This window comes from Streptomyces krungchingensis (assembly GCF_054729265.1).
Genome location: NZ_JBPUKY010000001.1, coordinates 1,256,614 through 1,273,833 on the forward strand (window position 1 = coordinate 1,256,614; position 17,220 = coordinate 1,273,833).

Sequence of the window (17,220 nt, forward strand, 5' to 3'; positions counted from 1 at the left end):
TCAGGGCCGCCCGGTCAGGACGCCGCCGCCACGAACTCGCGTATCGAGGCGACCATGTAGTCCACCATCTCCGGGGTGATGCCGGGGTACACGCCGATCCAGAACGTCGCTTCGGTGGTGACGTCGCTGTTGGTCAGCTCCCCCACCACCCGGAAGTTCCGTCCCTCGTAGGCGGGATGCCGGGTGAGGTTGCCCGCGAACAGCCTCCGGGTGCGGATCTTGCGGTCCTCCAGGAAGGACACCAGGGCGGCGCGGGTGAAGGGGGCGTCGGGCAGGACGGTGAGGACGAAGCCGAACCAGCTGGGGTCGCTGCCGGGCGTCGCCTCGGGCAGCAGCAGCCCGGGGACGTCCTGCAGCCCGTCGCGCAGGCGCTGCCAGTTGCGCCGCCGTGCCGCGCCGAACTCCTCCAGGCGGCGCAGCTGGCTCAGGCCGAGGGCCGCCTGGACGTCCGTCGTCTTGAGGTTGTAACCGACATGCGAGAACACGTACTTGTGGTCGTATCCCTGCGGGAGCGTGCCGAAGCTGTAGTCGAATCGGCGCAGGCAGCGGTTGTCCTCGCCGGGTTCGCACCAGCAGTCGCGTCCCCAGTCCCGCATCGACTCGACGATCCGCGCGAGCGCCAGGTTCCCGGTCAGTACGCAGCCGCCCTCCCCCATTGTCAGGTGGTGGGCGGGATAGAAGCTGACGGTGGACAGGTCGCCGAAGGTGCCGGTGAGCCGGCCCTGGTAGAGCGAGCCGACGGCGTCGCAGTTGTCCTCGACGAGGAACAGGCTGTGGCGGGAGGCGAGTTCGGCGATCTCGGCCGCCGGGAAGGGGTTGCCGAGCGCGTGCGCGACCATGATGGCGCGGGTCCGCGGCCCGATGGCCTCCTCGACGCGTTCCAGTGTCGTGTTGTACGTGCCGAGTTCGATGTCGACGAAGACCGGTACGAGGCCGTTCTGCAGCACCGGGTTGACGGTGGTGGGGAAGCCCGTCGCGACCGTGATCACCTCGTCGCCGGGGACCAGCCGGGCGTCCTCCAGCTGTGGCGAGGTGAGTGCGCTGAGCGCGAGGAGGTTGGCCGAGGAACCGGAGTTGGTCAGATGTGCTTTGCGCGCCTTCATGGCGCGGGCGAACCGGCTCTCGAAGGTCCGGGCCCGCGCTCCGGCGGCGATCGTCATGTCCAGGGCCGCTTCGACGAAGGCGACCCGGTCCTCCTCGTCCAGCACCGCGCCCGAGGTGAGGATCGATGTCTGTCCGGGGACGAAGCTGTCCTCGGTCTGCTCCTGGTGGAATTTCCGGGTCAGTTCCAGCAGTGCGCTGCGTATGTCCATCGGCTCAGTCAGGCCCTTCCTCGGCGTTGGTGATGACCTCGCTCCACATCGCCCGCACCGTCGAGGCCAGGCTGTGCCGCGGGTGCCACCCGAGCAGTCGCGCGGCGAGCCCGCCGTCCACGGCGAGCCAGTCGATCCCGGCGCTGCGCCCGGTGGCGGTGCCCTCCTCGACGACCGTCGCGGGCACTCCGCTCACGGCGACGAGCAGGTCGACCAGCCGGCGCACGCCGACGGCCGTGCCGCTGCCGATGTTGACCGTCCGTCCGACGACGGGAAGGGTCGCGGCGGCGGCCACGGCGGCGGCGAGGTCGCGGCAGTCCACGAAGTCGCGTTCGGCGGTCAGGGGCGCGAGCGTCACCACCGCCGGCTCGCCCCGCACCGCCGCGTCGCGCAGCCGGGCGGCCACCCGGCCCAGCAGGCTGGAGCGCGGCAGTCCGGGTCCCGCACAGCTCGTCGCGCGGAGCACGACCCCGTCGAGCAGGCCTGCCCGGGTGGCTTCGAGGACGATCTCACTGCCCCTCAGTTTGCTTCTGCCGTAGGCGGTCGACGGGGCCGTCGGCGCCTCCTCGGTCAGGAGCCGTCCGCGCGCGGGCATCTCGTACTCGAAGACCGAGCCGAGCTGCACCAGGCGGACCCGGTGGGGCACCTTGGCGACGGCGTCGCGCAGCCGCTCCACGAGCGTCACGTTGGCTTCGTCCAGGGCCCGCCCGTCGTAGTCCCAGACCGCTCCGGCGGCGTTCACGACGACACTCGCGCGGTGTTCGACGAGAAGGTCGGCTAGGGCGGCCTGAGGTCCGCCGACGAGGTCGATCCGCGCGGACGCCACACCGGGCGCGGGGCGCCGGGCGACCGACAGGACGCGGGCGCCGTGCGCGGTGAGCGCGGCGCAGACGTGCCGCCCGAGGAAGCCGCTGCCGCCGACCACGACGGCGTTCGGCCCCGGCCCGGTCACGGCACCGTCCCGCCGCGGGCCGGTCAGGACGCCGTTCAGCTCCGGCGCGGTCACGACGCCGCGAGTCCGGCCGCCAGGGCGCTCGGGGACGGCAGCGCCGCCGTCTCCGAGGCCACCCGGCCGGCGGCCTCCCGGCAGGGGCCGGGGTCCGCCAGCATCTCGGTGACCGTCTTCAGCAGCAGTTCGGTGCTGTCGAGCCGGTCCAGCATGATGCCCGCGCCGGAGCGGGCGATGCCGTGGCCGATCTCCGTACAGATCGGGGAGGGCGGCACGACGAGCTGCGGTACGCCCATGACGACGGCGGTGAGTGCGGTGCCCGCCCCGCCGTGGTGGACCACCAGGTCGCAGGTCGGCAGCAGCGTGCGGAACGGGACGTCACGGGCGACACGCACCTGCCCGGGCAGGGCGTCCGTCGGGACGGTTCCGCCCGGCGCCAGGACGATCTCGGCGTCGACGGAGTCCAGCGACTCCAGCGTCAGGGCGAGTACGTCGGGGCCGCCGGGGTCGCGATAGCGTGCGCCGGCGACTCCGGCGGTCACGCACACCCGGCGGGGGCGCTCGGGCCGCGCGAGCCAGTCCGGCTGGGGACCCGAACCGTTGTACGGCACGCAGCGCATGGGCAGTCGCCGCACGGGCGCGCCGTCCGGGGGCCGCAGCGACGGCGGGCACGGGTCGACCCAGCCGGCGGGCGCGGTGACGTCGGCGCCGAACCGCTCGAACAGGCCGAGGTAGGCGGGCAGCGGCTCGCTGTCCGTGTCGCCGGTCGGCGTGTGCAGGGTGCTGCCGATCTCCCAGCCGTGGCCGACCGCGGGGACCCCGAGCACGGCGGCGAGCACCGGCCCGGCCATGGCCAGCACGTCGTGGACGACCAGGTCGGGCCGCCACCAGCGGCCGAAGTCGACCAGGTCGTCCAGCATCAGCCCGGCGACCGCGCACTGTTTCTCGTACAGAGCGCGGATCACCTTGCGCTGACCGCTGTCCAGCAGGTCGAGGTGGGCGGACCAGCCGCGGGGCCACCGGGCCGGGCGGCCCCAGGCGGCCAGTTCGGGCGGCTTGGGCAGTCCGGCGATCGCGTCCTGGTCGCCGACGGCGACCGCGCACAGCCCCGCCCGGGTCACGGCGTCCCGGCAGCCGGGCGGTCCGGCGACCTGGACGTCGTGCCCGGCGGCCTGGAAGGCCCACGCCAGCGGAACCATCGGGAACAAGTGCCCCGGTGCCGCCCAGGTCGTGAACAGCACGCGCATACGCCCTCACCTCGCCCGGAGCATGCGGCGCCCGGTCGGCGCCTGAAGTCCCGGCCAGCTTCGTCGGCCGGGCTCAAGCGGGGCTGGAACGGCGGTCCAGGATCGGCCCCCACACTCGCCCCGGATGCGTATCAGCGCCGTGTCAGCGACATGGAAGTACCTGTTCCTAGCATCCAGAGCGACCCCGTCCGAGCCGGGACGTCCGGTTCGGGAGGAGAGAGAAGGGGAATCCTGTGACATCCGCGATCCAGGCCCGTGGTCTGGCCAAACGCTTCGGTGAGACGGCCGCGCTCACCTCCGTCGACCTCGATGTCGAGGCGGGGACCGTGCTCGGGCTGCTGGGCCCCAACGGCGCGGGCAAGACCACGGTCGTCCGTATCCTCGCCACCCTTCTGCGGCCCGATGCCGGACAGGCCCTCATCCACGGCCACGACGTGACCAAGTCCCCGGACCGGGTCCGCGAACTCATCGGCCTCACCGGCCAGTTCGCGGCGGTCGACGACAGCCTCACCGGCGTAGAGAACCTGCTGTTCCTCGGCCGGCTGCTGGGCAAGTCCCGTGCCGACGCGCGCGGTACGGCGCTGAGCCTGCTCGAACGGTTCGGGCTGTCCGACGCGGCGGACCGCACCGCCAAGACGTACTCCGGCGGTATGCGCAGGCGCCTGGACCTGGCGGCCTGCCTGGTGGGCGAGCCGCGGGTGATCTTCCTGGACGAGCCGACCACGGGGCTGGACCCCAATGCCCGCGACCAGTTGTGGGACATCATCCGCGGCGAGGTCCGTCGCGGCGTGACCGTACTGCTGACGACCCAGTACCTGGAGGAGGCCGACCAGCTCGCCGACGACATCGTGGTCGTCGACCAGGGCTCGGTCGTGGCTCGAGGAACCCCTGAGACGCTGAAGCGGGAGGTCGGCAGGCCCACCCTCCAGGTGCGTCCCACGGACGGCGCGCAGGTGGACCGGGTGGCCGCGCTGGTGTCCGAGGTGATCGGCGAGCACACGAGCGACGGCCGGGTGGTCAAGGCGCGGGTGCGGGACACGGCGGCGATGTCGGCGATCGTGCGACGGCTCGACGACGCCGGGATCGAGGTCGCCGAACTCTCCGTGCGCGAACCGAGCCTCGACGAGGTCTTCAAGCAGCTGACAGTGACGGGAGCGGCGGTATGACGGCCATCACCACGACCGAGGAGGCACCGCGGGTGCGGCGCCGCGGGCCCGGCTCCGCCGTGCGGCAGAGCGCAACGGTGGCCTGGCGGCAGCTCGTGCAGATCAAGCACAGCCCGGAGACGCTGGTGGAGGTCGGCATCCAGCCGGTCATCTTCGTCTTCCTCTTCGCCTTCGTCCTCGCCGGTCAGATGGCCGGCTCGCGCGAGGCCTATCTGCAGTTCGTCGTCCCGGGGCTGATCGTGCAGAGCACCGTCCTGGTCACCGCGCGCACGGCCATCGGGATGAACACCGATGTCACCAAGGGCCTCTTCGACCGCTTCCGCAGCCTGCCGATCTCGCGTACGGCACCGCTCATCGGCAGGATCCTGGCGGACTACGTGATGCTGGTCTGGTCCGTGGTGCTGCTGCTCGCCTTCGGCATGCTGCTGGGTTTCCGGATCGAGACCGACTGGGGTCGGCTGATCCCGATGTTCCTGCTGCTCCTGGCGTTCTCGTTCGCGCTGTCCTGGGCCTCCGTGCTGGCCGGGCTGCTCTCCAAGGACCCCGAAAGCGTGCAGGCCCTCGCCTTCGGACTCATGCTGCCGCTGACGTTCATCAGTGACGCCTTCGTGCGGGTGGACACCATGCCGGGCTGGCTCCAGGCGGTCGTCAAGCTCAACCCGGTGACCATGCTGGCCGATTCGATCCGCGGTCTGCTCGTCGGCGGACCGGTGGGGGAACCCGTGACGAAGACGCTGATCGCCGCGGCGGTCCTCCTCGTGGTCTTCGCCCCGCTGGCCCTGCGCGCCTACCACCGTGAACGGTAAGGAGGTCCAGGGATGAGGGTGCTCATCGTCGCCCTGGTACCGAGTCATCTGATGTCGATGGTCCCGGTCGCCTGGGCCCTGCGGACGGCCGGGCACGAGGTCCTGGTCGCCGGCGGCGCTCCCGTGGTGGAGCGCGCCGCGGCGGCCGGTCTGTCGGGCGCCGTGGTGAGCGAGCCGCCGGGCCGACCGGTACGGCGGTCGGCGGCACCCTCCGGGCTGCCCGGCGCCGGTCCCGACTGGACGCTGCTCCAGGAGAGGTGGCGACAGCGCGTCGACGGCGTACTCGACGAGCATCTGGACGTCGCCCGCCGGTGGCGGCCGGATCTGGTGCTGGTGGATCCGATCGAGTTCAGCGGTCTGATCGTGGCGGCCGCCCTGCGGGTGCCGGCTGTGCTGCACCGATGGGGACCGGACCGGATCAGCTCCCAGTCCGTTCCGCGGGCCGTCGAGGCGCTCGGCGAGGTGGCCGCCCGGCGCGGTGTGGACTCGGGTCCGGCGCTGCCCTCGCTGGTGCTGGACCCGTGCCCGCCGAGTCTGCAGTGCCCGGAGGCGTCGGCGGCCCAGCCGGTGCGCTTCGTGCCCTTCAACGGCGCGGGTTCGCCGCCTCGTTGGGCGCCGCGGCCGGACACGGGCAGGCGCCTGTGCGTCAGCTTCGGCGGCGAGACCCCCATGTTGACGCGACCGGAGATCTGGGACGCGCTGATCCGTGAGCTCGCCGCCGTGCGGGACATGGAGTCGGTCGTCACCGCGGTCCCGCGCGACGCGGCCGGTCTGCCCGCCTCGGTGCACGCGCCGGGCGCGGTTCCGCTGGACCTGTTCCTCGGCGACTGCGACGCGCTGCTGCATCACGGCGGCGCCGGGACCGCGCTGACGGGCCTGGCCTTCGGGGTGCCGCAGCTGGTCCTCGCCCAGTCGAACCCGTCGTGGGCGGCGGTCGGTGAACGCGTCGCGGCGCGCGGGGCCGGCGTGGTCCTCGACCTCGACGCGGCCCTGAGTGCGGACTCCTCCGCGGGCCTGCGGGCGACGGTGGAGTCGGTGCTCTCCACTCCCGGGTACCGCTCTGCCGCCGAGTCCCTGGCCGACGAGATCAGGCGGCTCCCGGCGCCGAGCGACGTGGTGCCGCTGCTCACGGAGCTGGCGGCGACACCTGTGGGCCACTGACCTGCGCGGCCGGCTGTCCCCGTGGACGGCCGGCCGCGCAGGTCACCCGGCCCGCGGCGGCGCCAGCCGGCCGGCGAGGCCCGCGACCAGGCCCTCGATCTCGTCGTGGCCCACGGGGCGCGCGGCCCCGTACCGGTCGTCCCCGAGGGCGAGCCGGGTCGCCCGCGCCACCCGGCGGACGTCCGGGTCGGCATCGAGCGGCTGGCCGCGGACGTCCGCGGCGGTGTGCAGGAGGACCGCCGCGTGTTTGGGTTCGGCCTGGGCGAGGGCGATGTCCGCGGCCAGCACCAGGACCTGGGCCAGCAGTTGTGCCTCGTCGACCTGCCGGGCGAGGTCCAGCGCCGCCGTGCAGGCCTCCAGCGCCGCGGGGAGGCGGCTCTCGGCGACCGCGAGGTGGCCCTGGCTGGTGAGGACGGCCGGGCGGTAGCCGACGCCGGGACCGTGTGCCATGACCTCGGCGAGGGCCCGGTCGAGCAGCCCGCGCGCCTCGGCCGTCCGGCCCTGCGTACGGCGCAGGTCGCCGAGCGCGTGGTGGGCGACGCCCAGGGTCTCGCCGAGGCCCAGCCGGGACGCCTCGGCCGCCGCCTCCAGCAGTCCGGCCTCCGCCGCCTCGGGGTGGCCCGACCTGGCCTGCTCGACCGCCAGGCGCACCATGAGCATGGGCCGGTCCTCGGCGTGGCCCAGTTCGGTCACGGCGCGCAGCGCCTCCTCCAGTGCGCCGATCGCGCCCATGTGGTCGCCCCGGGCGCTCTCGGACTCGGCGAGCGCGGAGAGCGTGTAGGTCAGGCCGAGGCGCTCGCCGAGGGTCCGGAACCCGTCGAGGGCGGCGAGGAGTTCGTCCCGTGCCGCGTGCGGCTGTCCGGCGTTGGCGAGCATGCGGGCCCCCAGCATCCGGGCGAGGGAGGCGATCCAGGGGTCGCGGTGGCCGCCGAGCGCGCGCAGTTGTTCGCTCACGACCTCCGGGGAGCCGGAGGCGAGTGAGCCGAGGATGCCGGCGGCCACGAGCACCGGGTGGTCGGCCTCCGGGAGTTCCTGGATCAGCGCCAGCGCCTCGAAGAGGTAGGTGACGCCTGTCTCCTCGCCGAGCAGGGCCCCGTGCTGAAGTCCCCCGACGGCGCAGACGATCGCCCGGTCCCGGGGCCGGCTGTCGCACCGCAGGTCGAGTGCGCGGCGCGTCCATTCCATGGCCTCCGCGCGGCGTCCGCCGAGCAGCCAGAACCACTCCAGCGAGGCGACGAGGCGCATCGCGAGTCCGTCGGGAGCGTGGTCGAGCGACCAGCGCAGGGCGGCGTGGAAGTCGTCCAGCAGCGCGGTCAGCCGGGCGAGTTCGGCGGCCTGGCCGTGGCGGCGGAGCCCCGGTTCGGCGGCCTCGGCGATTGTGAGGAGGGTCCGGGCGTGGCGCGTGCGCAGCAGTGCCTCGTCCCCCGCCGCGGCGAGTTGCTCGGCGGCGTAGAGCCGTACGGTCTCGGGCATGCGGTAGCCGACCTGCCGGCCGTTCTCCTCCGTCTGCACGACGGACTTGGCTACGAGGGAGGCGAGCAGCATGTCGAGGTCGGCGGGGTCGAGTCCGTCGCCCGCGCACACCCGCTCGACGAGCGTGAGGTCGACGCGGCCCGCGAAGACGGCGAGGCGCCGGGCGAGGGTGCGCTCGGTGTCGTCCAGCAGGTCCCAGGTCCAGTCCATCACGGCCCGCAGGGTGCGGCGCCGCCCGTCGGCCGGCCTGCCCTCGGCCCCCAGCAGACGGAACCGGTCGTCGAGCCTGTCGCGTATCTGCTCGGCGGACAGCGACTGCAGCCGGGCGGCGGCGAGTTCGAGGGCCAGGGGGAGCCCGTCGAGGGCGCGGCAGATCGCGACCACCGTGTCCAGGGTGCGCTCGTCGAGGGTGAACGCGGGGCGGACGGCGAGGGCGCGGTCGACGAAGACACGCACCGCGGGCGAACCCGCCGCGTCCGTGGGCCCCTTGGGCAGGGCGAGGCCGGTGAGCCGGTGCAGCCGTTCGCCGCTGACCTCCAACGGCTGCCTGCCGGCGGCGAGGACGCGCAGGTCGGGGCAGTGGGCGAGCAGGGTCGCGGCGGTCTCCGCGACGGCTTCCACGAGGTGTTCGCAGTTGTCGAGGACGAGCAGGGTCGGTTCGCCCGCCAGCAGGCTCATGAGACGCCCGAGCACGGGCCCGTGCCCGGGCGTCTCGAATCCCGGCGCGGACAGCAGCCCGCCCTCGCCCGCGCCGAGGGTGTCAAGGACGGTACGGGGCACGTTCGCCGGGTCGGTGACCGAGGCGAGTTCGACGAGGACGACGCGCAGGGTGCCGCGCTCGTCGACGCGCCGGGCCGCTTCGAGGGCCACCCGGGTCTTGCCCACGCCTCCGGGGCCGACGACGGTCACCAGCCGGGCGTGGCCGAGCAGTTCCCGTACCCGCTCCACGTCGGCCTCCCTGCCGACGAGTTCGGTGAGCGGGACCGGCAACCGTGTCCCGCGCGGCGGGCGCCGGGGCGGCGCCGTGGTGCCTTCGCCGCGCAGGACGTCGAGGTACGCCTGATGGAGTTCCGCCGAGGGGTCGATCCCGTACGTCTCGGCGAGCAGGGTTCTCGCCTCCTGGTACACGCCCAGCGCCTCGGTCTGCCGGCCGTCGGTCTGGAGGGCGCGCATGAGCTGGACGCGCAGCTTCTCGCGGAACGGGTCCTCGGAGACCAGGCCCGCCAGTTCGGCGACGAGCGCGGGCCCGCCGCCGAGGGCGAGTTCGGCGTCGATCCGGTCCTCGCGGGCGCGGCGGCGGAGCTCTTCGAACCGTGTCGCGTGGGCGCGCACCGCCCGGGTGGGGGTCAGTCCCGCCAGGGCGGGGCCGTGCCACAGGGCGAGGGCGTCCCGCAGCGCGGCGGCGCGCCGCGCGTGGTCGCCCCGCACCGCGGCCACGGCCGACACCTGCGACTCGAAGCGGAGCGCGTCGACATCGTCCCGCCGTACGGCGAGCCGGTAGCCGGTGGGGCTGGAGTCGACGACGAGCCCGGGCAGGGCGCGCCGCATCCGGGAGGTCAGGGCCTGGAGCGCGTTGTCCGGAGCGGACGGCAGGGCGTCGTCCCAGAGCGCTTCGAGGAGGTCGGAGCGCGCCACTTCCCTGCCCGCCGCGAGCGCGAGGACCGCGACCAGTGTCTGCAGCCGCGCCCCGCGCACGTCGGCCGTCCCGCCGTCCGTCGTGCGTACGCGCAACGGTCCGAGGATGCGGATGGCGGCACCGGTGGGCATGTCCTCATTGTGCCGCAGCGGCCGCGCGCGAACCCCAACCGCTGATCAAATGTGGTTCATCGGATTCCGGTCGACAGGGCCTACACGATGGTGAGTTCGGGCAGCGGGAAGACCAGCTTGCCACCGCTCTCGCGGTAGGCCCGCTCCCGTTCGACGAACCCGTCCCGGTAGATCCACGGCAGCACGAGCAGCTGGTCGGGCCGGCGGGACTTGGCCTCGGACTCGGTGACGACGGGGATGCCGGTGCCGGGGGTGAAGCAGCCGTCCTTGTCCTTGTTGACCTCGCCGATGCAGGGCAGGTCGCGTTCGGTGATGCCGCAGTACTGGAGGATGACGTTGCCCTTGGTCGACGCGCCGTACCCGAGGGTCAGCCGACCGGCCTCGCGGGAGGAGTCGAGGAAGTCCCGCAGCCCGTCGCGGTACTGGGCCGCCCGGTGCGCGAAGGCCTCGAAGGGGGCCATGGTGTCCAGGCCCAGCGATGCCTCGTGGGCACGGACCGCCGCGATCCCGGCCTCGTCCACGTGGTGGCGTGCGGGGTTCTTGGCGAGCACGACGCAGAGGCTGCCGCCGTACACGGAGTTCAGCTCCGCCCTGATGACGCTCAGTCCGGTACGCGCCGCCATCCACTCGATCTGCCGCAGCGCGTAGTACTCCAGGTGCTCGTGGCACACCACGTCGTACGCGGTGGCTTCGAGCATCGCCGGCATGTAGCTCTGTTCCAGCAGCCACACCCCGTCGTCGTCGAGGATGTCGTGGACGTCCCGCATGAAGTCGAGGGGGCGCGGCAGGTCGTAGAACATCGCGACCGAGGTGACGATCTTGGCCTTGCGCCGGCCGAAGTGCCCGGTGAAGACCTCGCGGGAGAAGAACTCGGGGACGAGCCTGACGTGTTCGGGGTAGTACTCGCGGAAGTTCTCACCGGTCGGGTCGATGCCGACCAGGGTGGGTCCGTCCGCGGGGTAGGCCCGCAGGAGGGTGGAGTCGTTGCTGCCGATGTCCAGGACGAGGTCGTCGGGGCCGGGACGGACGAGGTCGGTGAGCAGGGCGGCCTTGCCCGCGAGGTGACGGATCATGAACTCGCCGAGTCCGGACCGGTATCCGTAGCCCTCGCCGTACATCAGCCCGAAGTCGGCGGTGTGCCGCAGCTGGACGAGTCCGCAGCCGTCCGGTGAGCAGCGCACGAGTTCGAGGGGTACGGAGGGGACCACCTCGTCGCGGGTGCGCGGGAAGATGCCGGTGAGGGCCTGTTCGCCCAGGTCGAGTATCGGCAGCAGGGTGCGGTTGCCGCAGATGCGGCACTCTTTGATCGTCATCGCCTCTCCAGGTCGTGGGTGATCTCGGCGGCAGCGGAGGCCCCGTAGGCCTGCTCGGTCCTCAGGTGCAGTTCGGCGGCGGACAGCTTGTACTCCTGGGTGCCGAGGGACTCCAGCACGAGGGTCGCCAGGGCGCAGCCGAGCCGGGCGGCCCGTTCCTGCGGCCATCCCCGTGAGGCGCCGGCCAGGAATCCGGCGCGGAAGCCGTCGCCGGCGCCGGTGGGGTCCACGACCTCGGCCGCCTCGACCGCGGGCAGCCGCAGCTCGGGATGCCCGGAGCGGAGCACGGCGACGCCCTCGGGGCCGTGGGTGACGAGCCAGCTGCCGACCCGTTCGAGGACGTCGGCCCTGCTCCAGCCCGTTCGTTCCTGGAGCAGGGCCGCCTCGTAGGCGTTGGTGAACAGGAAGCGGGCCCCGTCGACGAGTCGCCGGGTCTCCTGCCGTCCCAGTCGGGCGAGTTGCTGCGAGGGGTCGGCCGCGAAGTCCAGTCCGAGCGCGCGGCAGGCGTCGGTGTGCCGGAGCATGGCCTCGGGGTCGTCGGGTCCCACCATCACCAGGCCGACCCCGCCGACCCGTTCGACGACGTCGGCCAGGGCGATCTCGCGTGCCTCGACCATCGCGCCGGCGTAGAAGGTGGCGATCTGGTTCTGGTCGGCGTCGGTGGTGCATACGAAGCGGGCGGTGTGCCGGGTGGCGCTCACCCGCACCGACCCGGTGTCGACGCCGTTGGCGCCGAGCCAGTCGCGGTACTCGGCGAAGTCCGTGCCGGCCGCGCCCACCAGGACGGGGGTGAGCCCGAGGCGGCCGAGGCCCACGGCGATGTTGGCGGCCACCCCGCCGCGCCTGATCTCCAGCGTGTCGGCGAGGAACGACAGCGACACCTTCTCCAGGTGCTCGCTCATGAGCTGGTCGACGAAGCGCCCGGGAAACGCCATGAGGTGGTCCGTCGCGATGGATCCGGTGACGGCAATGCGCACGGGGATCTCCTTGAACCGTCGGTCGGCGGGTGGGGGTCAGAGACCGGCGGCCCGGCGCAGCGCGTCGACGCGGTCGGTGCGCTCCCAGGTGAAGTCCGGCATCTCGCGCCCGAAGTGGCCGTAGGCGGCGGTCTGGGCGTAGATCGGCCGCAGCAGGTCGAGGTCGCGGATGATGGCGGCGGGCCGGAGGTCGAAGACCGCGGAGACGGCGTTCTCGATCTTCTCCGGGTCGACGGTCGCGGTGCCGAAGGTCTCCACGAAGAGCCCGACGGGGTCGGCCCTGCCGATCGCGTAGGCGACCTGGACCTCGCAGCGGCGCGCGAGCGAGGCGGCGACGACGTTCTTGGCGACCCAGCGCATGGCGTAGGCCGCCGAACGGTCCACCTTGGAGGGGTCCTTGCCGGAGAAGGCACCGCCGCCGTGCCGGGCGTAGCCGCCGTACGTGTCGATGATGATCTTCCGGCCGGACAGGCCCGCGTCGCCCATCGGGCCGCCGATCTCGAAGCGGCCCGTCGGGTTGACGAGCAGCCGGTGGCCGTCGGTCACCAGGTCGATCCCGTGGTCGCGCAGCGCCTTCAGTTCGGGTTCCACCACGAACTCGCGGATGTCGGGGAGCAGCAGTGTCTCCAGGTCGATGTCCGAGGCGTGCTGCGAGGAGACCACCACGGTGTCCAGGCGGACCGCGCGGTCGCCGTCGTACTCGATGGTGACCTGGGTCTTGCCGTCCGGGCGCAGATAGGGGACGGCGCCGCCCCGCCGGGCCTCGGCGAGCCGCCGGGACAGCCGGTGGGCGAGCTGGATGGGCAGGGGCATCAGCTCGGGGGTGTCGTCGCACGCGTAGCCGAACATCAGGCCCTGGTCGCCCGCGCCGCCGGTGTCCACGCCCTGCGCGATGTCCGGGGACTGGGCTCCGATGGACACCGAGACCCCGCAGGACGTTCCGTCGAAGCCCTTCTTCGAGGAGTCGTAGCCGATGTCGATGATCTTCTCGCGCACGAGCTGGGCGATCGGCGCGTACGCGGTCGTGGAGACCTCGCCGGCCACATGCACCAGACCGGTGGTGATCAGTGTCTCCACGGCCACGCGCGAGGTGGGGTCCTCCTTCAGCAGTGCGTCCAGGATCGTGTCGCTGATCTGGTCGGCGATCTTGTCGGGATGTCCCTCGGTGACGGACTCCGAGGTGAACAGGCGGCGGGGCATGGCTCTCCTGGGCTGACTCGGTCGTCGATCCCACCCGGATAGGCACCCGGTGAGGTGCGCCGAACGTATGCCCGCCGCCATGAACGGGCCTGGAGAAGGGCTCGACCCGCGCTCGGCGCACCCTCCCCACCTGGGGCGGCGTGCTCAGCGGACCTCGAAGTTGCCCATCATCATCATGTCCTCGTGCTCCAGGTTGTGGCAGTGGAAGACGTACTTGCCGCGGTGTCCGTCGAACCGCGTGATGATCCGGGCCTGTTCGGCGGGCCGCAGGTCCAGGGTGTCCTTCCAGCCGTGGTCGAACCGTCCGGGGTCCTTGGTGCCGCGGTTGAGGACCTGGAAGTGCACCAGGTGCAGATGGATCGGATGGTGGAAGTCCGCGTACAGGTTCCAGATCTCGATGTCGCCGAGCCGCGGTGCCGCGTGGACGTGGTCCACGGAGAAGGGCTCGCCGTTGACGGTCCAGCCGTGCCGGTCGCCGATCGACTTGGACTGGAAGACCATGTCCCTCTCGCGGACCGCGTGCCGGGGATCCAGCGGCTCGATCACCGAGAGGGTGCGCGGGACATGGCTGTCGTCCTTCGCCCGGCGGGCGACACGGAACTCCATGATCCGGCGCGTCGGTCCGTCGCCGAAGTCGTTGACGAGCCGGACCTTCTGGCCGACGCGGTAGCCAGAGAAGTCGACGACGACCTCCTGCCGTTCGGCCGAAGCGAGATCGAGGTACGGATGCGTCAGCGGCCTGGCGAGGAGTCCGCCGTCCGAGGCCACCTGCACGAACGGCTCGGCCACGCCGTCCGGCGCCGGGTCGAGACGCAGCCGGTAGCGGCGCGCGTTGGAGGCGTTGAGCAGGCGCAGCCGGTGGCGGACGGCGTCGACCTCCCGGTACGGCCAGGGAGTTCCGTTGACCAGGACGACGTCTCCGAGGACGCCCGCCTCGTAGCCGGAGGTCACGCCGGGCGTCCTGGCCAGGTCCTTGTCGACGCTGGGATAGCGCAGGCTGCCGTCCGCGGCGAAGGAGCGGTCCATGATGACGAGCGGCAGGTCGCGGTCGCCGTCCGGCAGCGGCAGCGCCCGTTCCTCGTCGTCGGTGATGATGTGCAGTCCGGCGAGGCCGCGCCACACGCTCGGACCGGTGAAGTCCATCCGGTGGTCGTGGTACCAGAGGGTGGCCGCGCGCTGGTCGGTGTCGTACTCGTAGGTGCGTGTGCCGTGGCTGAGGTCGCCTCCGTGCTGGTGCGCGCCGCTGTGGGCCCCGCCCTCGGGGAGGATCTGGTCCGTGGGATAGCCGTCGTGCCGGGGGGCGTTCCGGCCGCCGTGCAGGTGGACGACGGTGGGCACGGGGAGTTCGTTGCGGTGCCTGACGACGGTTCTGCGGCCGCGGCGGGTGACCAGGGTCGGGCCGGGGAGGATGCCGTCGTACCCCCAGATCGTGGTGCGCAGTCCGTCGACGATCTCCACGCTCGCCTCGCGCTGCGTCACGTCGTAGGTGTCCACACCCGACGCGGTGCCCGACGGCTTGAGCACCGGCGGCACGGTCAGCGGCCTGCGGAAGGCCTCGGGCAGCGGTATCTCGCTGCGCAGAAGGGTGCCGGTCGATGTGGTGCCGCGGAAGCCGAAGGCCAGGATGCCCGATCCGCCGATGGCCAGTGCCGCGGCTCCGCTGCCCAGGAGCAGGGAACGGCGGGAGACTCGTCCGGTCACGAGGAGACCTCCCGCTCCACGGGCGCACCGGCGCTGTGGACCCGCACCGCCACCAGTACGGCGCCGGCGATCATCGCCAAGCCGAGCGGGATGTGCAGGGACAGCAGCCGGGCCGCGCCCGCGCCGTTCTGGGCCTGGTTGGCGAGCAGCAGCGCCAGCGCCGACAGGAACGGCCACAGCCGTCCCTTGCCGTGCCAGCGCAGCAGGCCCGCGGCGACCAGCGCGCAGACCAGGAGCACATCGGTGAAGGTCGCACCGTACTGGTGCCAGCGCAGGGCGTCGTAACTGCCCGAAAGGAACTGTCCGGCCAGCACCGCCTGCCCGAAGTACGCCAGGGCCACCACATACATCAGCACCGCGTACACACGCCCGTACGTCCGCCTTCTGCGGTCCCTTCCGTGCTCGGCCGGCGAGGTGGTCGTCCCGTCCGCCACTTCCGCGCTCATGACTGGAATTCCCCCATTCGAAATATCGATACCTACACCGTAGACTCGAACTACGACGTAGACACAATCACATCTCAAGGCAAGAAGTGAAATGACGACAGACATGAGCGGCCACGGGCCGATCCGCGGGCGGGCGGACGTCGCCGGCACGGGGACCGTCCTCGTCTCCTGCGCGCGACTGCACACGGAGCGGACCGGTCACGGACCCGCGCTCGTCCTGATCCCGGGAGGAGGCGGCGACGCCGGCGTGTACGAGGACGTCGTCCCGCTGCTCGCCGAGCGGTTCACGGTGATCACCTTCGACCGGCGGGGCAACTCGCGCAGCCCGCTCACGGATCCGGCGGCGCCGGTGGACGTGGCGCGGCAGGCCGACGACGTCGTCGCGGTCCTGGACCACCACGGCATCGACCGGGCGTACGTGTTCGGCACCAGCAGCGCGGCGATCATCGTGCTGGAACTGCTGGCCCGTCATGCGAAACGCCTGCTGGGAGCCGTCGCGCACGAACCGCCGCTCGTGCAGATCCTGCCCGCCGACAGCTCCGAGCGCCGGGCCGTCGAGGACATCGAGCGGCTCGGCCGGGAGAAGGGGCCCCTGCGGGCCGCCGCGGCCTTCGGGGCGATGACGATGCCCGAGCCGCCCCGGATGTTCGTGTCGCCGCGCGGCCAGGCGGTGATCGCGGCGGCCTCGCGGCTGATGCTCGCCACGGGCGGCTCCGTCCGCCGCGTCACCGGACGCAAGCCGGACACGATGACGCGGATCCTGGCCAACTCCGCCCTGCTCGTCGAGCGGGAACTGCCGGAGTTCTGCTTCGCCTACCGGCCGGATCTCCAGGCCCTGCGGGACACGGACGCCCCCTGGTGCCTTGCGACGGGCCGGGACAGCGAAGGACGCCCGTACCACCGTCCCGCGCACGTCCTGGGCGGACTGCTCGGCGTAACATGCGAGGAATTCCCCGGAGGGCACACGGTGTACCAGCAGCTTCCCGAGGAATTCACCCGACGGCTCACCACAATTCTGGACCGGCTCTCCTCATGAAGACGGAAAAGGGCGGCGCGGGGGGCACGCGGCCTTCCCCCGGCGTCAGATCGACGCTCAACCGGCCGTACATCTGCGCGGTCGCACTGGCGCTGATCGACGCCAACGGCCTCGGCAACTTCTCGATGCGCAAGCTCGGCGCGGGGCTCGGGGTCGACCCGATGGCGGTGTACCGCCACTTCACGGACCAGGAGGAGCTGTTCGACGGGATCGCGGAGGCGCTCTTCGACGAGCTCGACGTCGACTCGCTGCCCTGGGACGGCAGTTGGCGCGCGGTCGCCGAGCAGTACTGCCACCGGCTGCGGGACACGCTGCTCCGGCATCCGCACGCGGTGTCCGTCTTCGCGACGCGCCCGGTGCGTTCGCCCTCGTCCATCGACACCGGCGTACGCATCATCGAACTGTTGCAGGCCGGCGGCTTCACACCGACCCGTGCCCTGCAGATCGCCCGCTGTCTGCGCGAGTTCACCATCGGGCACGCACTGAGTCTGGCGGTGGTGCGGCTGGGCTCGCAGAGCCGCAGCCGCAAACCGGCGCCCGAGTCGCCCGATTACAACATCCTGGCCCGCGCCGCCGACGACACGGAGATCGACGAGCACTTCGACATCGGCCTCACGGCGCTGCTGGACGGCTTCGAGCTGCTGATCCGGCCGGCCTGACGTCCG

General features: G+C 72.4%; 14 protein-coding genes. 5 read left to right on the forward strand and 9 right to left on the reverse strand.

What is annotated here, in order from left to right:
- Positions 1 to 14: 14 nt before the first annotated feature.
- Genes rfbH through ACSYGO_RS05735 form a run of 3 tightly spaced genes read right to left on the reverse strand, consistent with a single transcriptional unit; the run spans position 15 to position 3,509 of the window.
- Positions 15 to 1,313 carry a lipopolysaccharide biosynthesis protein RfbH gene (gene rfbH / locus ACSYGO_RS05725; protein ID WP_460385952.1) on the reverse strand — a complete coding sequence of 433 codons (1,299 nt, stop codon included), beginning with the start codon at positions 1,311 to 1,313 and terminating at the stop codon, positions 15 to 17.
- A gap of 4 nt (positions 1,314 to 1,317) precedes the next feature.
- Positions 1,318 to 2,319, reverse strand: coding sequence for an NAD-dependent epimerase/dehydratase family protein (locus ACSYGO_RS05730; protein WP_460385953.1), 1,002 nt, complete (start codon positions 2,317 to 2,319; stop codon positions 1,318 to 1,320).
- A complete protein-coding gene (locus ACSYGO_RS05735; RefSeq protein ID WP_460385954.1) occupies positions 2,316 to 3,509 on the reverse strand; it encodes a nucleotide disphospho-sugar-binding domain-containing protein in 1,194 nt (397 codons plus the stop codon). Before ACSYGO_RS05735 ends, ACSYGO_RS05730 begins: the two co-directional genes overlap by 4 nt.
- 233 nt (positions 3,510 to 3,742) lie before the next feature.
- Between ACSYGO_RS05735 and ACSYGO_RS05740 the strand changes: the two genes are divergently transcribed.
- From ACSYGO_RS05740 to ACSYGO_RS05750, 3 genes are read left to right on the forward strand one after another with little or no spacing between them, the layout of a single operon-like run.
- Positions 3,743 to 4,675 (forward strand): ATP-binding cassette domain-containing protein, encoded by a 933-nt coding sequence (locus ACSYGO_RS05740; RefSeq protein WP_460385956.1) that lies wholly within the window; start codon positions 3,743 to 3,745, stop codon positions 4,673 to 4,675.
- Positions 4,672 to 5,481: an ABC transporter permease gene (locus tag ACSYGO_RS05745; protein ID WP_426678338.1), complete on the forward strand. Its 810-nt coding sequence runs from the start codon at positions 4,672 to 4,674 to the stop codon at positions 5,479 to 5,481. The genes ACSYGO_RS05740 and ACSYGO_RS05745 overlap by 4 nt, the downstream gene beginning before the upstream one ends.
- Positions 5,482 to 5,493: 12 nt before the next feature.
- Positions 5,494 to 6,642 (forward strand): nucleotide disphospho-sugar-binding domain-containing protein, encoded by a 1,149-nt coding sequence (locus tag ACSYGO_RS05750; protein ID WP_460385958.1) that lies wholly within the window; start codon positions 5,494 to 5,496, stop codon positions 6,640 to 6,642.
- A 42-nt stretch (positions 6,643 to 6,684) separates the two neighbouring features.
- Here the strand turns inward: ACSYGO_RS05750 and ACSYGO_RS05755 are convergent, their stop codons facing one another.
- From ACSYGO_RS05755 to ACSYGO_RS05780, 6 genes are all read right to left on the reverse strand, one after another.
- Positions 6,685 to 9,882: a BTAD domain-containing putative transcriptional regulator gene (locus tag ACSYGO_RS05755; RefSeq protein WP_460385960.1), complete on the reverse strand. Its 3,198-nt coding sequence runs from the start codon at positions 9,880 to 9,882 to the stop codon at positions 6,685 to 6,687.
- A gap of 80 nt (positions 9,883 to 9,962) precedes the next feature.
- Entirely contained in the window at positions 9,963 to 11,195 is a 1,233-nt protein-coding gene (locus ACSYGO_RS05760) for a class I SAM-dependent methyltransferase (RefSeq protein WP_460385961.1), read from the reverse strand.
- Positions 11,192 to 12,172: a carbohydrate kinase family protein gene (locus ACSYGO_RS05765; RefSeq protein ID WP_432174683.1), complete on the reverse strand. Its 981-nt coding sequence runs from the start codon at positions 12,170 to 12,172 to the stop codon at positions 11,192 to 11,194. The genes ACSYGO_RS05760 and ACSYGO_RS05765 overlap by 4 nt, the downstream gene beginning before the upstream one ends.
- Before the next feature lie 36 nt (positions 12,173 to 12,208).
- Positions 12,209 to 13,372, reverse strand: coding sequence for a methionine adenosyltransferase (gene metK, locus ACSYGO_RS05770; RefSeq protein ID WP_460385962.1), 1,164 nt, complete (start codon positions 13,370 to 13,372; stop codon positions 12,209 to 12,211).
- A gap of 144 nt (positions 13,373 to 13,516) precedes the next feature.
- The gene (locus tag ACSYGO_RS05775; RefSeq protein WP_460385963.1) at positions 13,517 to 15,073 is read right to left on the reverse strand and encodes a multicopper oxidase family protein; all 1,557 of its coding nucleotides are present in this window, start codon (positions 15,071 to 15,073) and stop codon (positions 13,517 to 13,519) included.
- Complete coding sequence (locus tag ACSYGO_RS05780; protein ID WP_460385964.1) at positions 15,070 to 15,519, reverse strand: hypothetical protein; 450 nt, start codon at positions 15,517 to 15,519, stop codon at positions 15,070 to 15,072. Before ACSYGO_RS05780 ends, ACSYGO_RS05775 begins: the two co-directional genes overlap by 4 nt.
- Before the next feature lie 91 nt (positions 15,520 to 15,610).
- Here ACSYGO_RS05780 and ACSYGO_RS05785 point away from each other — a divergent pair, with 91 nt between their 5' ends.
- Together ACSYGO_RS05785 and ACSYGO_RS05790 are read left to right on the forward strand one after the other, a co-directional pair.
- Positions 15,611 to 16,555 carry an alpha/beta fold hydrolase gene (locus tag ACSYGO_RS05785; protein ID WP_460385965.1) on the forward strand — a complete coding sequence of 315 codons (945 nt, stop codon included), beginning with the start codon at positions 15,611 to 15,613 and terminating at the stop codon, positions 16,553 to 16,555.
- Positions 16,552 to 17,214, forward strand: a complete 663-nt coding sequence (locus ACSYGO_RS05790) for a TetR/AcrR family transcriptional regulator (RefSeq protein ID WP_426678329.1) — start codon at positions 16,552 to 16,554, stop codon at positions 17,212 to 17,214. The genes ACSYGO_RS05785 and ACSYGO_RS05790 overlap by 4 nt, the downstream gene beginning before the upstream one ends.
- The last annotated feature ends 6 nt before the right edge of the window (positions 17,215 to 17,220 follow it).

What these genes read in the sequence shown, in the direction of transcription:
- ACSYGO_RS05780 (WP_460385964.1), bottom strand. Translation starts at nt 15,519, where the DNA reads ATGAGCGCGGAAGTGGCGGACGGGACGACCACCTCGCCGGCCGAGCAC.
- ACSYGO_RS05745 (WP_426678338.1), top strand. Translation starts at nt 4,672, where the DNA reads ATGACGGCCATCACCACGACCGAGGAGGCACCGCGGGTGCGGCGCCGC.
- ACSYGO_RS05785 (WP_460385965.1), top strand. Translation starts at nt 15,611, where the DNA reads ATGACGACAGACATGAGCGGCCACGGGCCGATCCGCGGGCGGGCGGAC.
- rfbH (WP_460385952.1), bottom strand. Translation starts at nt 1,313, where the DNA reads ATGGACATACGCAGCGCACTGCTGGAACTGACCCGGAAATTCCACCAG.
- ACSYGO_RS05755 (WP_460385960.1), bottom strand. Translation starts at nt 9,882, where the DNA reads ATGCCCACCGGTGCCGCCATCCGCATCCTCGGACCGTTGCGCGTACGC.
- metK (WP_460385962.1), bottom strand. Translation starts at nt 13,372, where the DNA reads ATGCCCCGCCGCCTGTTCACCTCGGAGTCCGTCACCGAGGGACATCCC.
- ACSYGO_RS05735 (WP_460385954.1), bottom strand. Translation starts at nt 3,509, where the DNA reads ATGCGCGTGCTGTTCACGACCTGGGCGGCACCGGGGCACTTGTTCCCG.
- ACSYGO_RS05750 (WP_460385958.1), top strand. Translation starts at nt 5,494, where the DNA reads ATGAGGGTGCTCATCGTCGCCCTGGTACCGAGTCATCTGATGTCGATG.
- ACSYGO_RS05790 (WP_426678329.1), top strand. Translation starts at nt 16,552, where the DNA reads ATGAAGACGGAAAAGGGCGGCGCGGGGGGCACGCGGCCTTCCCCCGGC.
- ACSYGO_RS05760 (WP_460385961.1), bottom strand. Translation starts at nt 11,195, where the DNA reads ATGACGATCAAAGAGTGCCGCATCTGCGGCAACCGCACCCTGCTGCCG.